11 protein-coding genes are annotated in these 15,633 nt (G+C 60.7%); all 11 read left to right on the top strand.

Features of this window, described 5'->3' with window-relative positions; genetic code table 11:
- Positions 1-609: 609 nt before the first annotated feature.
- The 11 genes from QWI18_RS17085 to QWI18_RS17035 all read left to right on the top strand — a co-directional run bounded on the left by QWI18_RS17085 (position 610) and on the right by QWI18_RS17035 (position 15,604).
- The gene (locus QWI18_RS17085; protein ID WP_369319342.1) at positions 610-3,504 is read left to right on the top strand and encodes a TIGR00180 family glycosyltransferase; all 2,895 of its coding nucleotides are present in this window, start codon (positions 610-612) and stop codon (positions 3,502-3,504) included.
- 25 nt (positions 3,505-3,529) lie between these two features.
- The gene (gene pseB / locus QWI18_RS17080) at positions 3,530-4,531 is read left to right on the top strand and encodes a UDP-N-acetylglucosamine 4,6-dehydratase (inverting) (RefSeq protein WP_369319341.1); all 1,002 of its coding nucleotides are present in this window, start codon (positions 3,530-3,532) and stop codon (positions 4,529-4,531) included.
- The gene (gene pseC, locus QWI18_RS17075; RefSeq protein ID WP_369319340.1) at positions 4,528-5,706 is read left to right on the top strand and encodes a UDP-4-amino-4,6-dideoxy-N-acetyl-beta-L-altrosamine transaminase; all 1,179 of its coding nucleotides are present in this window, start codon (positions 4,528-4,530) and stop codon (positions 5,704-5,706) included. Before pseB ends, pseC begins: the two co-directional genes overlap by 4 nt.
- A gap of 30 nt (positions 5,707-5,736) precedes the next feature.
- A complete protein-coding gene (gene pseF, locus QWI18_RS17070; RefSeq protein WP_369319339.1) occupies positions 5,737-6,435 on the top strand; it encodes a pseudaminic acid cytidylyltransferase in 699 nt (232 codons plus the stop codon).
- Positions 6,432-7,538: a UDP-2,4-diacetamido-2,4,6-trideoxy-beta-L-altropyranose hydrolase gene (pseG, locus tag QWI18_RS17065; RefSeq protein WP_369319338.1), complete on the top strand. Its 1,107-nt coding sequence runs from the start codon at positions 6,432-6,434 to the stop codon at positions 7,536-7,538. Before pseF ends, pseG begins: the two co-directional genes overlap by 4 nt.
- 70 nt (positions 7,539-7,608) lie before the next feature.
- Positions 7,609-8,661 carry a pseudaminic acid synthase gene (gene pseI, locus QWI18_RS17060; protein ID WP_192130024.1) on the top strand — a complete coding sequence of 351 codons (1,053 nt, stop codon included), beginning with the start codon at positions 7,609-7,611 and terminating at the stop codon, positions 8,659-8,661.
- Positions 8,662-9,803: 1,142 nt separating this feature from the next.
- Positions 9,804-10,736, top strand: a complete 933-nt coding sequence (locus tag QWI18_RS17055; RefSeq protein WP_192130025.1) for a ketoacyl-ACP synthase III — start codon at positions 9,804-9,806, stop codon at positions 10,734-10,736.
- 101 nt (positions 10,737-10,837) lie between these two features.
- A complete protein-coding gene (locus QWI18_RS17050) occupies positions 10,838-12,133 on the top strand; it encodes a motility associated factor glycosyltransferase family protein (RefSeq protein WP_369319337.1) in 1,296 nt (431 codons plus the stop codon).
- The gene (locus QWI18_RS17045; protein ID WP_369319336.1) at positions 12,130-12,399 is read left to right on the top strand and encodes a hypothetical protein; all 270 of its coding nucleotides are present in this window, start codon (positions 12,130-12,132) and stop codon (positions 12,397-12,399) included. The genes QWI18_RS17050 and QWI18_RS17045 overlap by 4 nt, the downstream gene beginning before the upstream one ends.
- 176 nt (positions 12,400-12,575) lie before the next feature.
- On the top strand, positions 12,576-14,300 hold the full coding sequence (locus QWI18_RS17040) for a type I secretion system permease/ATPase (RefSeq protein WP_369319335.1): 1,725 nt from the start codon (positions 12,576-12,578) through the stop codon (positions 14,298-14,300).
- Positions 14,297-15,604: an HlyD family type I secretion periplasmic adaptor subunit gene (locus QWI18_RS17035; RefSeq protein WP_369319334.1), complete on the top strand. Its 1,308-nt coding sequence runs from the start codon at positions 14,297-14,299 to the stop codon at positions 15,602-15,604. Before QWI18_RS17040 ends, QWI18_RS17035 begins: the two co-directional genes overlap by 4 nt.
- The last annotated feature ends 29 nt before the right edge of the window (positions 15,605-15,633 follow it).

The raw sequence follows: 15,633 nt of genomic DNA, 5'->3' as shown, positions 1-15,633 counted from the left end.
GGCATGTGCACCCTCAATCCTGCGGCGTGACGCCTGACGTCTTCCCGGCTAAAGCCGGTCCTACCCGCGTTCACCCCAATCCCACTGACGGTACGCGGCGTGAATGTAGGACCGGCTTCAGCCGGGAAGGGGCCTGCATGTGCACCCTCAATCCCGCGGCGTGACGAATGACGTCTTCCCGGCTAAAGCCAGTCCTACACCCGCGTTCACCCCAATCTCACTGGCTGCACACGCTGCTTTAGTGGGACCGGCTTCAGCCGGGAAGAGGCCTGCAGGCGCACCCTCAATCCTGCGGTGTGACGCCTGACGTCTTCCCGGCTTGAGCCAGTCCTACACCCGCGTTCCCCCCAATCTCACTGACTGCACACGCTGCTTTAGTGGGACCGGCTTCAGCCGGGAAGGGGCCTGTAGGCGCACCCTCAATCCTGCGGTGTGACGCCTGACGTCTTCCCGGCTAAAGCCCATCCTGCCCATTGCGCGCAGTCCCGCCATCCAGAGTTGGCGTGCTTCCTGCTTCGTCTCCCCGATATCGCCATTGATCATCTTTTTGACGCTTGGCCGCATCACAGGGAAAACGTAATGCACCCTCATTCATCTCCGGGAAACACCATGCCGCTCGATGCCCAACTGACGCTTGTGGTCCTCACCCATGACCGGCCCGCACTCCTGCGCCGGACATTGCAGTACTACAGCTCCTCGTCGGCCCACGTGCTGGTGCTGGATGCTTCGCAGCAGTCAGCCGCCGACGTCGCCGCGCTGTTCCCGCAGGTGGATTACCGCCACGTGCCGCAGTTCGCCGAGACCGGGGTCCTGAGCAGGATCGCCCATGGCGTGACCCAAGTGACCACGCCGTTCATGGCGTTCGTGGGCGACGAAGATTTTCTGATGCATGACGCGCTGGCCCAGTCGGTGGAATTTCTGGCTACCCACCCGGACTACGGCCTCTGCCACGGCTATTGCCTGATGTACCAGGCCCACGGCGATAAGGTCGAATACTTCCGCCGCGACAAAAAGGGCCAGGAAGACTTCGCCGCCGACAACAGCGGCGAGCGCGTCCTGAGCTTCATGGACCACTACATTCCGCCGTTCTACGCCGTCACCCGCACGGCGCTGCTACAACAATGGTTCGCCGCGCTGCCCCAAGGCGTCAGTGGCGAGTTGCAAGAGTTCGGTCACGCCTACTTCCTGCTCTCGGCCGCCAGGGCGCGGACCCTGCCGATACCTTACGTGGTCCGTGAGCTCAACCACCGGCTCTCCGACCGCCCGACTCACATGCTGAAAAAGCTCAGTGACAGCGATCCGTCAGCCGTCCTCGAGCGCCACGAATTCGCCAGTTTTCTGGCAGCCCTGACCACCACCCACGGTGAGCTGAATGCAGCCGACGGCACCGAGCAGGTCAAAAAGGCCTACGCCGCCCTGCAGGCCTGTCTCGAAGACCAGCGTTCCCTGGGCCTGACCAGCATCGTGCTGTCGCGCTGGAACGACGTGTTCAAACCCGCGGACCGCCAGTTCGGTCCCCGTCAGTTCGTCGAAATGCCGTTTTACAACCAGGCCTTCTTCGACGTCCTGACCGAGATCGAGTTTCTGATCCACGCGCTGCCGGCCGGCAAGCTGCAGATGGAACAGCTCGAAGGGACCTGGGTTCAGCACGAAGTGCTGCTGCGCAGCCACGGCAACGACAACCCCGAAACCATCGCCAACCGGATGTGGGAAGCGATGGCCCTGAACATCTTTAACCCGTACATCGTCGAGCCCCTCGCCGGTCTCATGGCGCGTCAGGGTGACCCCGAAGAAGCGCTGGAAATGTCGCGCTGGTTGCAGCGCCTCAATTCGGTCAAGCGCCAGGACCATCGCGTGACCCTCGCCAACATGCCATCGGGTCAGCTGTTGCAGTGGCTCGACGCACGCCAGCCGAGCCCGAGCGACGCACAAGCCATGCTCAGCCGCATCGACAGCCTCGGCGGCGGAACGCAGTTCGGCATTCTGTTGCTGGACCTCGACGATGACATGAACAAACTCCAGGTCACCCTGGACAGCCTGGTCGAAGGCCACTGCAAGACCTTCAAGGTCGTGGTGTTCACCAGCGGCGAGCCACCGGCGGCGACCAGCGCGCAAAACACCCTGCATTTCGTCAAGGTCAGCAAGAGCAACTGGGTCGACAAGGTCAATCAGATCGCCCGCCAATCCACCTGCAACTGGCTGATGCTGGCCGAAGTCGGTGATGCGTTCACCGCCGGCGGCCTGCTGCGCGCCTCGCTGGAACTGCAGGCCGCGCCTGACTGCCGCGCGGTGTTCGCCGATGAAGTTCAACGTGAGGCCAGCGGTGCGCTGACCCACGTCATGCGCCCCGGCTTCAACCTCGACCTGTTGCTGAGCAACCCGACGCTGATGTCCCGCCACTGGCTGGTCCGCCGCGACGTGCTGGTCGAGGCCGGCGGTTACTCCGCCGACTTCGCCCAGGCCGCCGAATTCGAACTCCTGCTGCGCATCATCGAGCAGGGCGGCATGGGCTGGCTGGCGCATCTGGACGAGCCGCTGCTGGTCACCGACGCGCAACCGCTGGAAGAGAACGCCCAGCAACGCCTGGCGCTGACCCGGCACCTGAACAATCGCGGCTTCAAGGCCCAGATCAGTCCGGCAGCACCGGGTACCTGGCGCATCGACTACCGCCACATCCAGCGCCCGCTGGTGTCGATCCTCGTCCATGGCGTTGACGACCTGCCCGTGCTGCAGCGTTGCCTGGCGAGTGTCCTGTTGCGCACGCGCTACGCGAATTACGAAGTGCTGATCGCGGACGATCACAGTGTCTCCGCGGAGCTCAGCGAATGGCTGGGTCGCCAGCACAAAGGTCGCGTGCGGGTCATCGCCATGGATCAACCGTTGAGTCATTCAGCGCGGGTCAACGCCCTGCGCGAACAGGCCACCGGCGAATACCTGGCGCTGCTCTCGGCCCACGGTGAAGTCATCAGCCCGAACTGGATCGACGCCTTGCTCAATCAGGCGATGCGCCCGGAAGTCGGCGTGGTTGGCGCCAAGTTGATCGACCGCAACGGCACGGTCAGTCAGGCCGGCTTGATCCTCGGCATGGACGGCGGTGTGGGTTCGGCCTTCATGGGCGAAGCGAAAGACGCCGCGGGCTACATGAGCCGACTGTTGCTGGATCAGAATTATTCGGCGGTGTCCGACGCCTGCCTGATGGTGCGCTCGTCGCTGTTCGATGACGTCGGCGGCCTGGATCAAGGGCATTTTGCCGACGCCTTCGCCGATGTGGACCTGTGCCTGAAGGTGGCCCAGGCCGGGTACCTGACGGTGTGGACGCCTCACGTGCAGTTCGTGCATTCGGGCGCAGTACCCGACGCGCCACAGGCGCTGGCCGCGCTGCAAGACAAATGGTCCGGGGCGTTTGCGCACGACCTGGCGTACAACAAAAATCTGCAACTGACCGGCAAGGGCTTCACCCTCGCTCAGGCCGACGGTTCCAGTTGGGCCGAGCTGCTCGCTTAAGGCCTCCGGGTTAAAGGACTACGTCATGTTCAACGGCAAATCAGTGTTCATCTCAGGCGCGACCGGCTCGTTCGGCCGCATGTTCATCCGCACGCTGCTGGCGCGTTATCAGCCCCGGCGCGTGGTGGTGTTCTCCCGCGATGAACTCAAGCAGTACGAAATGCAGCAGGAATTCAACGCGCCCTGCATGCGCTATTTCCTCGGCGACGTGCGCGATGCCGATCGCTTGCAGCAGGGCATGCGCGGCATCGATTACGTGGTCCACGCGGCGGCGCTCAAGCATGTGCCGGCGGCGGAATACAACCCGACCGAGTTCATCCGCACCAACGTCAATGGCGCCGAAAACATCATCTCGGCGGCCATCGCCAACGGCGTGAAGAAGGTCGTGGCGCTGTCGACCGACAAGGCCGCCAGCCCGATCAATCTGTACGGCGCCACCAAGCTGCTGTCGGACAAACTGTTCGTCGCCGCCAACAACATCGGCGGCGAGGAGCAGACGCGTTTTTCCGTGGTGCGATACGGCAACGTGGCCGGCTCCCGGGGCTCCATCGTGCCGTTCTTCAACAAGCTGCTGGCGGGTGGGGCGGCTGAATTGCCGATCACCGATTCGCGCATGACGCGCTTCTGGATCACCCTCGACCACGGCGTGGATTTCGTCATGCAGAGCTTCGAGCGCATGCACGGCGGCGAAGTGTTCGTGCCGAAGATTCCGTCGGTGCGCATCGTCGATCTGGCCCAGGCCATGGCCCCCGACCTGCCGCACAAGATCGTCGGCATCCGTCCCGGGGAAAAACTCCACGAGCTGATGGTGCCCCAGGACGACGCGCGCATGACCCTGGAATTCGACGACCACTACACCATCGTGCCGTCGATTCGCTTCAACAACGTCGACACCGACTTCGCCGTCGACGCCACCGGCGCCCAGGGCAAAGCGGTTCACGACGAGTTCGAGTACCGCTCCGACACCAACCCGGACTTCCTGTCGATCCGCCAGATCGGCGCGCTGCACGCTGACGTTCAGCCATGATTCCGTACGGCAGGCAGAGCGTTGATCAGGCCGACATCGACGCCGTTGTCGAGGTGCTGACGTCGGACTGGCTGACCCAGGGCCCAACCCTCGAACGCTTCGAAGCGGCCATGGCCGAGCGCTGTGAAGCCGGTTTCGGGGTGGCGGTGTGCAACGCCACGGCGGCGCTGCACATTGCCTGTCTGGCGGCGGGACTGGGGCAGGGCGACTGGCTGTGGACCAGCCCGAATACGTTTCTGGCCTCGGCCAATTGCGGGCGCTATTGCGGCGCCGATGTGGACTTTGTCGACATCGATCCCCTGACCTGGAACCTCGACACCGACGCCCTCGCGCGCAAGCTTGAAGTGGCGGCATCCAACGGCACGCTCCCCAAGGTGCTGGTGGCGGTGGCGTTTTCCGGCCAGAGCTGCGACATGCGCGCCATCGGCGAACTGGCCCGGCGTTACGGTTTTGTGGTGATCGAAGACGCCTCCCACGCGGTGGGCGCGCACTATGCCGGGCGCCCGGTGGGCTGCGGCGAATTCGCCGACATGACGGTGTTCAGCTTTCATCCGGTCAAAATCGTGACCACCGGCGAAGGCGGCCTGGTGCTGACCAATCGCCCTGAACTGGCCGAACATTTGCGCCGCCTGCGCAGCCACGGCATGACCCGTGACCCGGGGCAGATGGACGAGCCCAGCCACGGCCCCTGGTATTACCAGCAAGTCGAGCTGGGCTTCAATTACCGCATGACCGACATGCAGGCGGCACTGGGGCTGTCGCAGCTGAACAAGCTCGACGGTTTTCTGGCCCGGCGTCGGCAGTTGGTGGCGCGCTATCAGACGCTGCTGGCCGACCTGCCGCTGACCTTGCCGACCCTTCAGGCTGAGGCCGATTCTGCGTGGCACTTGTACGTCGTGCGCCTGCAGACCGACCTGCTTGTGCTGAGCCATCGGCAAGTCTTCGAAGGTTTGCGCGGGGCAGGCATCGGCGTGAACGTGCACTACATCCCGGTGCATCTGCAGCCCTATTACCGCGACCTGGGCTTCACGCCGGGTGATTTCCCAGAAGCCGAGGCCTATTACGCCCAGGCCATCAGTCTGCCGATTTACCCGGCAATGACCGATGCGCAGCAGGATTACGTCGTCAACCAGCTTCGCCGCCTGCTCGGCGAAACTGCGCGGATGAGTGAATGATGCGGACGAACCCATGACAGGCCCACGAGCATGAGCGCCGTCGCCATCATCCCCGCACGGGGCGGCAGCCAGCGCATCCCGCGCAAGAACATCAAGCTGTTCAACGGCGAGCCGATGATCGCGTATTCCATTCGTGCAGCGCGGGCGAGCGGGGTGTTTGATCAGATCGTGGTCAGCACCGACGACGAAGAAATCGCTGACGTTGCCCGCGATTGTGGCGCTGACGTGCCGTTCATGCGCCCGGCGGACCTGGCTGATGCCCACACAGGCACGGCGGCAGTGATCCAACACGCGCTTTGCGCACTTGATCAGCGCTTTGATTACGCTTGCTGCCTCTACGCCACTGCGCCGCTGTTGCAGGCGCGTTATTTGCGTCATGGCTTGGAAGTACTCGAAGCCGATGCGGCAAAATCCTATGCGTTCTCGGTGTGCAGCTTCGGCTTCCCGGTGCAGCGTGCGTTGTTGATCGACAGCGACGGCAGCCTGTGCGCGATGCACCCGGAATTTCGCAGCGTGCGTTCTCAGGATCTGCCCGTCGCCTATCAGGACGCCGGCCAGTTCTACTGGGGCCGCAGCGACGCCTGGCGGCGCGGCGACACGGTGTTTTCCGAGCTCAGCCTGCCGGTGATTCTGCCCCGGCATCTGGTGCAGGACATCGACAGCCCGGAAGACTGGTTGCGCGCGGAATACCTGTACGCCGCGCTCAAGGCCGGTGGGGAGCTGCAATGATGCGCGTGCTGATCCGCGCCGACGCCTCGGTGACCATCGGCAGCGGCCACATCGCCCGCTGCGTCACGCTCGCCAACACGCTGCGTGCAGATGGCGCCGATGTGCGCTTTGCCTGCCGCGAATTGCCGGGGCATCTGCTTCAGCGGCTGGCGGATCAGGGCTATGTTGCCTACGCCCTGCCGGCACGCTATGGCGCGCAGGAAGACCAGGACATCGAAGCAGCGTTGCCTTGGCAGGCGGACCTGTCTGCCCTGGCCGAAGAGCTTGAGGATGAGCCGCTCTTTGACTGGCTGATCGTTGATCATTACGGGCTGGATGCGCGCTGGGAAACGGCGGCGCGCGGTCTCGCCGATCGAGTGATGGCGATCGACGATCTGGCCAACCGGCCCCATTCGGTTGAAGTGTTGCTCGACCAGAATTACAGCGCGCAGGCGCTGAATCAGCCCTACGCCCCCTGGATCGACCGTGAGTGCCAGGCGTTTCTGGGGCCGCGATTTGCCCTGCTGCGCGACGAGTTTCAGTGCGACCCCATCGCGATCAAGCCGCGTGTCGAACGGGTGCTGGTCAACTTCGGTGGCTTCGATGCGGCCGGGCAGGTGTACGCCACGATGCTGGCGCTTCAAGGCTTCGATGATCTGCAGGTGGATTTCGTCGCCGGTTTGCATAACCCCCACTGGGAGGCGATGAGCGATCTCGCAGCCTCTCGGCCTGAGTGGCATTTGCACACGCTGACCGGTGATTTTTTCGCGCTGATGCAGGCGGCCGATCTGTTTATCGGCGCCGGCGGCGGCACCACCTGGGAGCGCGCGGCGCTGGGGTTGCCGACGATCTGTATTTCGGTGGCGAACAATCAGCAGCTCAATGCGCAATTGCTGGCCGAGGCCGGTGTGCATGTGTACCTCGGGCCCCATGTGCAGCTTGAGGCCGGGCGTTTGCGTGATGCGATCGGGCAGCTGTGTGGTGATGCCGCTTTACGCCGGTCCTTCGCCGAACAGTCGAGGTTGTTGGTGGATGGCCGTGGTGCCCGGCGCATCGCTGATGCATTGGCGGCCCTGGTCAACCCAGACAGTCCAGCTACCGCCGTAACGCGGCAGGGCGCATGAGCCGCTGCCCGTTCCTATTTTTATCGTCCGGCCTTGGGCCGACCGACGTCACTGCAACGAGTGAGCAACGATGACTTCTTTCAAGATCGGTTCCCGAACCATCGGCCCCGACGCGCCGCCGTTCATCATCGCCGAGATGAGCGGCAACCATAACCAGTCGCTGGATCAAGCGTTGCGCATCGTCGAGGCGGCGGCCAGGGCGGGCGCCCATGCCCTCAAACTGCAAACCTACACCGCCGATACCATGACCCTGGACATCGCCGAGGGTGAGTTCTTCATCAAGGACCCCAACAGTTTGTGGGCCGGGACCTCGCTGTATGCGCTGTATGAACAGGCGCACACGCCGTGGGAGTGGCACGCGCCGATCTTCGCTCGGGCCAAAGAGTTGGGGCTGCTGGCGTTTTCGACGCCTTTCGATGAGACCGCCGTGGACTTTCTCGAAAGCCTCGACGTGCCGGCCTACAAGATCGCCAGCTTTGAAAACACCGACATCCCGCTGATCCGCAAAGTGGCGGCGACCGGCAAGCCGATGATCATTTCCACCGGCATGGCCAGCATCGCCGAGCTGGATGAGAGCGTACGCGCGGCGCGGGCCGCAGGCTGCAAGGATCTGGTGCTGCTGAAATGCACCAGCACCTACCCGGCGACCCCGGCCAACAGCCACGTGCGCACGATTCCGCACATGGCCGGCTTATTTGGCTGCCAGGTGGGGTTGTCGGATCACACCATGGGCGTCGGCGTGTCGGTGGCGGCAGTGGCCATGGGTGCGACGGTCATCGAAAAACACTTCACCCTTGACCGCGCTGAGGGCGGGGTCGACGCCAGTTTCTCCCTGGAACCGGCGGAAATGGCCAGCCTGGTCATCGAAACCGAACGCGCGTGGCAAGGCATGGGCCACGTGCAATACGGCGCCACCGAAGCCGAACAGAAATCGCTGCAATACCGCCGCTCGTTGTACGTGGTGCGCGACATCGCCGAGGGCGAGGCCTTCAGCACCGACAACATCCGCGCCATCCGCCCCGGCCTCGGTTTGGCGCCCAAACACATCGATGCCGTGCTGGGGCGCAAAGCCCGACACGCACTGAACCGCGGGACCGCTTTGAGCTGGGATGTGGTGGGTTAAGTGAAGGCTGGACCGGCATCACTTGGGATTTGTGCTGTGAACACGAATGTAGGACCGGCTTTAGCCGAGAAGACGGCATTCGTTACACCGCGAAAATCTAGGGAGCATATAAGGGCCTCTTCCCGGCTGAAGCCGGTCCCACTAAAGCACGCGTGCAACCAGTGAGATTCGCTGTGAACACGAATGTAGGACCGGCTTCAGCCGGGAAGACGGCAGGCGTCACACCGCAAAAATGAGGCTGTACATCAGGGCCTCTTCCCGGCTAAAGCCAGTCCCACTAAAGCACGCGTGCAGTCAGTGAGATTGGCGGTGAACACGAATGTAGGACCGGCTTTAGCCGGGAAGACGGCATTCATCACACCGCGAAAATCTAGGGTGCATATAAGGGCCTCTTCCCGGCTGAAGCCGGTCCTACTAAACGTGTAGTCAGTGAGATTCGCTGTGAACACGAATGTAGGACCGGCTTTAGCCGGGAATACGGCATTCGTTACACCGCGAAAATGAGGCTGTACATCAGGGCCTCTTCCCGGCTGAAGCCAGTCCCACTAAACCAAGCGTGCAGCCAGTGAGATTGGCGGTGAACACGAATGTAGGACCGGCTTCAGCCGGGAAGACGGCATTCGTCACACCGCAAAAATGAGGCTGTACATGGGGGCCTCTTCCCGGCTGAAGCCGGTCCCACTGAAGCACGCGTGCAGCCAGTGAGATTGGCGGTGAACACGAATGTAGGACCGGCTTCAGCCGGGAAGACGGCAGGCGCTACACCGCAAAATCGAGGGTGCATGTAAGGGCCTCTTCCCGGCTGAAGCCGGTCCTACTAAACAGCGCGTTGAAGCTCGACCACACGCCACAATCCCGTGACATCTTCATGTCAATCACCTGTCTGAGCAGCGATCTGATGTTGCGCGGCACTCGTCGGTCAGCTAAAAGCTTGTAAAACTTTTGGTGACCTGTGGGTCATAACGGGCATCTTCACTGTATCGTGTTGGCGGTCCGTGACGTCCTCGGGCTGATTCCAGAGCGATTCTGGTGTCGCCCTGACCTGTACGTTGCCTTTTTTTTCAGGCCGCAAGCCCCGGATTTTCAACGCCCCGCCTAACCGCGCCGGGTGATGTTCAGCAGTTTTTTATTGGGAAGCCATGATGATTGGCATCAAGAGCATAGCGAGTTATGTGCCCACGGCCGGCGTCGACAATTACGCCCAGGGTGCCAAATTCGGAAAGGATGAAGACTTCATCCTTGGCAAGATCGGTTCTGCTTTTCTGCCGCGCAAAGACGACACCCAGGAAACCTCGGACCTGTGCGTCGAAGCGGTCAACCAGCTGTTCGCCAACAACCCCGGTCTCTCGCGGGACGCCATCGACGCACTGATCGTCGTCACCCAAAACGGTGACGAAGAAGGCCTGCCGCACACGGCCGCCATCGTTCAACACAAACTCGGCCTGCCGACCCACGTCGCCGCGTTCGACATTTCCCTGGGTTGCTCGGGCTACGTCTACGGCATCTATGCGCTGAAAGGCTTCATGGAAGCGACCGGCCTGAAAAACGGCCTGCTGGTCACCGCCGACCCGTATTCGAAGATCGTCGACCCGGAAGACCGCAACACCACCATGCTCTTCGGCGACGCCGCCACCGCCACCTGGATGAGCGACGACGCCCCATGGCAGCTGGGTAAATCCAAGTTCGGCACCGACGGCTCCGGCGCAGAGTTCCTCAAGACCACCGACGGCGCGTTCTACATGAACGGGCGTCAGGTGTTCAACTTCGCGCTGGTCAAAGTGCCCTCGCACCTCAACGAATTGCTCGAAGACTCCGGCCTGCAATCCTCCGACGTCGATGCGTTCTGCATCCACCAGGGCAGCGCGGCCATCGTCGATGCGGTCGCCCGTCGGTTCGAGGACGGCAAGTCGCCGGAGAAATTCGTCAAGGACATGCTCGAGACCGGCAACACGGTGTCGTCCAGCATTCCGCTGCTGCTGGAAAAACACGTCATGAACGCCACCTGGAAGCGCATCGCGGTCAGCGGTTTCGGCGTGGGCTTGTCGTGGGGCTCGGCAATCCTTTATCGTCCCTGACAGCGAATCACCGGGCTGCCTCCAGCCTGCACAACGGCGACGCTGATGACTCAGGTCGCCGTTTTGCTTTCTGCACTTCCCCCAGGAAAAGGATTGCCGTCATGAGCGAGATTCTCCAGCACAACCTCGCCGTGATCGAACAGCGCTGGCCGGACGTGGCCCAGCGGTTGCGGGCCGAAAACGTCGAATCCATTCCCGCGCAGTTGATCGAAGGCCGACAATCGACCCTCAGCATTGGCGGCATTCAGCTCACCAGCCGCCATGATCGCCTCGCCGAAGCGCAAACCCAGGCGCAAAGCCTCCCCGCCAACAGCCCCGTCGTCCATCTTTACGGCACCGCCCTCGGCGATCTGCAGCGGGTATTGCTGGCCGACGCTTCCCTGCAAACGCTGCACGTCCACATCCTCAACGGCGCGCTGTTTGCCTTGATGCTGCAACTGCTGGAACAGGATGACTGGCTGTCCGACCCCCGCGTGAACCTCGCCTATGCCGACGCCCGCAGCGAGATTCAGCTGCCATTCTTCGCGCTGCCCGCCGAACTGGTGCTGGCCGACGACAGCAGCGCGCGGATCCGCGATCGGCTGGTCAGCGAAGTGCACGTCAACTTCAACAACCAGGCGTTCGCCGCCGACACCCCTGACAACGCGCGCCTGCTGGAACAGGGCAGGGCGCTGCTGCAACAGGACACCGATGTCGCCGAGTTGTTTGACAGTCAATCAGGGTGCGACGTGTTCGTGATCGCCACGGGGCCGAGTCTGCAACAGCATTTGCCGCGCCTCTTGAGCACGTCGAACAGCGCCAACCGTCCGCTGATCATTTGCGTCGATACGGCGTACGTGCCGCTTCGCAACCAAGGCATCACCCCGGATGTGGTGGTGAGCATCGACCACCGCATCACCCCGCGACATCTCCCCACCGAGGATTCGGCGCACATCGCGCTGGTCTATGTGCCGGGCCAGGAAGCCGCAATGCTGAAGGCATGGCAAGGCCCGCGCTACGTCGGCTATTCCACCAGCCCGCTGTATGCCCACCTGCGCGAGCAGATTCCCAAGGCCACCTTGCATGTGGGGGGCAGCGTCATTCATCCGGCCGTCGATCTCGCGGTCAAAATGGGCGCCGCGCGGATCACCCTCTTCGGCGCCGACTTCGCCTTTCCCGGTGGCAAGACCCACACCGGCTGGCAGGACGGCGATCTGGGGCCTGCCCTAAGCATCGCCAAACACTGGGTGCGCGACGGCCGGGGCAACAAGGTCAAGACGCAGCTCAATTTCCGCAGCTACCTCATCGAACTCGAACGCTTCATCGCCCGCCACCCCGAGGTCACGTTCCTCAATACCAGCCGCGACGGTGCTTTGATCGCCGGCGCCGACTTCGACCCGGACTGGACCGCGCCATGACCCTGCCTGAACACGTTGTATATGAAGCGCGCGAATGCGCGAAGCTGTTTCGCCTGGGCCGCGATATTGAAGGGGCCTTGCAAATGGTCGAACTGATTGACCGGTCGCTGCCACTGATGGATGGGGCTTCTGTCGAAAGACAGGCTGAATGGGGGAGGGTGTTGAGTGCGATTCTGGCGTGCCAGGAGCGGCAGGACTGGTTGGGGTTGGCGGATTGGCTTGAAGTTGAGTTTGTTGATTTGATAGGCGCAGTGCTCATTAAATAACGACGACGGCTGATAGGTGTTTTTATTTGCCGGAGGCTCCCCCCGTCCCGAAGCAAGGAGGCTTATCCGCAAGTTCTCGTTTTTGTGTAGGACTGTTCCTGATCGCCTCGTCGCATCTATTCGTCGTTAAGAAAAAAGTATGAAGTCGCGCAAGATCATCTACTTGCGAGCCAGTCATGCCAAAAAAAATAAAGCATCGTTCCGTCTATAGGTTCGCTCAACCTTCTCAGCCGATGCTCATAAGAAGCCTAGTGGGCGCCGCGATGTTCGCTGGCGTTGCCAACATTCTCGGGTTGGTCGGGCCGCTGTTCATGTTGGAGGTCTATGACCGTGTGCTACCGAGCAGGAGCACGCCCACGCTGGTAGCGCTGGTGTCCTTGGTCGTTTCTACCTACCTCTTCTCAGGCGCAATCGACGTCGTACGTACCCGCTTGATGATTCGCTTGGCATCGGCTTTCGACACGTCTTTGTCGTCCAGGGTGTTCTCCGCCGTTATCGGCGTCCCTCTCAAAACAAAAGTGTCAGGTGATGGGCAGCGCCCGGTGCAGGAGCTTGACCAAATCCGTGTCTTTCTATCTGGGCCTGGACCCGTCGCTTTCTTTGATTTGCCTTGGGTCCCCGTGTATTTGGCGCTGTGTTTCTGGATTCATCCGTACATTGGATGGATGGCGACCACCGTCATTTTTTTGTTAGTCGCTTTAACAGCCACCACGCACGTCATGACACGGCGCTGGCTGCAAAACGCCAGTTTGAATATGACGCAGCGAAATGTTGTCGCGCAGCAGGCAATTGGAAGCGCCGAGTCATTGGCCGCGATGGGAATGCAGAGTCGCGTTTCAGTGCTTTGGCTTCAACATCATTGTGCTGGCATTACCGGGCACAGACGAGCGACCGATATAGCAGGGTTGTGCGCGAGCGTATCCAAGACTATTCGACTGACTGTGCAATCCGGTGCGTTGGCGGTAGGTGCTTATCTTGTGATCAATGGTTCGTTGAGTGGAGGGATGATTGTTGCCGCGTCGATAATTGTGGCTAGAGCCTTGGCACCAGCTGAACAAGTTATAGCTACTTGGCGATCATTCACTGATGCGAGGGAGGCCTGGCGCCGACTTCAAGACCTGCTTGCGCTATTCCCCACTGCACCCGAAAAGACTCAGGTGCCGATGCCTGCCAAGCGGGTCAACGTCAAAAGTTTGTTTGTGGCGCCTCCGGGTTCGCAGAATCTAGTGCTTCAGAATTTGAATTTTTCACTGGAGGCGGGCAGCGCGCTTGGAGTGGTTGGAGCCAGCGCTTCGGGCAAGTCTTCATTAGCAAAGGCCTTAGTGGGGAGCTGGGGCTGCGCCCGTGGGCAGGTTAGTTTTGATGGCGTCCCACTCAGCCTTTTTCCCGCTGGTCGACAAGGTCAACTGATCGGCTACATGGCACAGCACACTGAGATGATCGGTACCACCATTGCAGAGAGCATTGCACGCCTTGATCCGGCCGCCACTGATGATCAAGTCATCGCCGCAGCCCGGATCGCCGGAGTCCATGAGCTTATATTGCAGTTGCCAAATGGCTACCAGACCCTAGTCGGTCAAGATGCATCAAAACTCAGCGCGGGACAGCAGCAGCGTATCGCGCTGGCTCGTGCTTTGTATGGCGATCCATTTCTGGTGGTGCTGGATGAACCTAATTCGAACTTGGACAGGGATGGCGAGCTGGCTTTATCCGAAGCTATTTTGTCCGTGAAACGCCGAGGTGGAATTGTTGTGGTCGTAGCTCACCGCACTAATATCCTCGCTGTTCTCGATCAGGTGCTAATTCTTAATGGTGGATTTCAGGTTGCATTTGGCCCCAAAGATAAGGTGTTGAAATCTGCAAATAATGGACATGTGACTGCGGGGAGTACCTCGTTATGAGCGTGGATCATCAGGTATGGGCAGCTAAGTCCATAAAGCAACATCTTTGGGGTGGTTCAATCTGCATACTTACACTCGCTGGCGGCGCTATAGGCTGGTCAAGTGTCGCACAATTAGCCAGCGCAGTAGTCGCGCCCGGAAGCGTTGCGGTATTAGGTCATGTAAAGACCGTCAAGCATCTCAGCGGCGGTGTAGTTGGAGAACTTTTAGTCACCGAAGGGCAGCAAGTACATGAGGGGCAGATACTCATCCGCCTGGATGCGACGTTGAACCGTACTAACCTCGCTATTGTTAGTAAAGCGCTTGAGCAATCTTGGGCGCGAGAGGCCAGGCTTGAAGCTGAACGAGACGGTCTTTCTTCCTTTGAGGTGCCTTGGATTCTTCAACAGCGAGAAGGCAAGACGATAGAGTCGGCAGTGTTGAGTGAGCGCCGACTGTTTACCGAAAATCGACGCTTGCGAGAAGGTCAAGAAAAGCAGCTTAACGAGCGTATTAGTCAGCTGCGCGAGAAAATCAAAGGCCACGCGCTGCAACAGAGAACTAAAGGTGCGGAAATGAAACTGGTGGAGCAGGAGCTTAAGGCGGTCACCACGTTGTACGAAAAGGGCATGATGACGCTTGATCGTATGAATGCACTCGCGCGTAGCCATGCCAGACTGCAGGGTGAGCAAGGTCAACTCGTTGCCGCTGTCGCGGAAACTAAAAGCAAAATTGCCGAGACGGAGATAGAGCTTCTCCTGGTGGCTCAGACATTCCTAAGCAATGTCGTTGTTGAATTACGTGACCTTCAGGTTCGTGTAGGCGAGCTTAGAGAGCGAGAAATTGCTGCGGCTGCTCAGCTAGCCGCCTCTGAAATCAGAGCGCCATTGGCCGGACGTGTCCACCAGTTGTCAATCCATACCGAGGGGGGCGTTATTTCTCCAGCTGAACGCTTGATGGACATTGTTCCATTGAGCCACGAATTCATTGTTGAGGCCACTGTCGCCCCGCAAGATATAGATCAGCTGGCTGTCGGGCAGCCGGCGATATTACGTTTGACGGCGTTTAACCTTAACACCACACCCGAACTCCTAGGCGAAGTGTTAAGAATTTCTCCTGACTTGGTAAGCCCGCCGGAAAATGTATTAGGGTACTACCGCGTTGGCATCGTCATTCCTCCATCTGAGTTGGCAAAGCTGGAAGAGCTTAAGCTTGTGCCGGGAATGCCTGTTGAGTCACTGATAAAGACTGGCAACAGGACAGTGTTGTCTTACTTGATCAAGCCGATCATGGACCATTCGCAGCGGGCTTTCAAAGAAGAGTAGGGCGCTGCCAACGTTTCAATGAAGAGGCG

The organism is Pseudomonas sp. W2Oct36, assembly GCF_041060465.1.
Taxonomy (GTDB): domain Bacteria; phylum Pseudomonadota; class Gammaproteobacteria; order Pseudomonadales; family Pseudomonadaceae; genus Aquipseudomonas; species Aquipseudomonas graminis_B.
The sequence above is the reverse complement of the archived record's forward strand: the minus strand, read 5'-3'. Positions and strand labels throughout refer to the sequence as shown.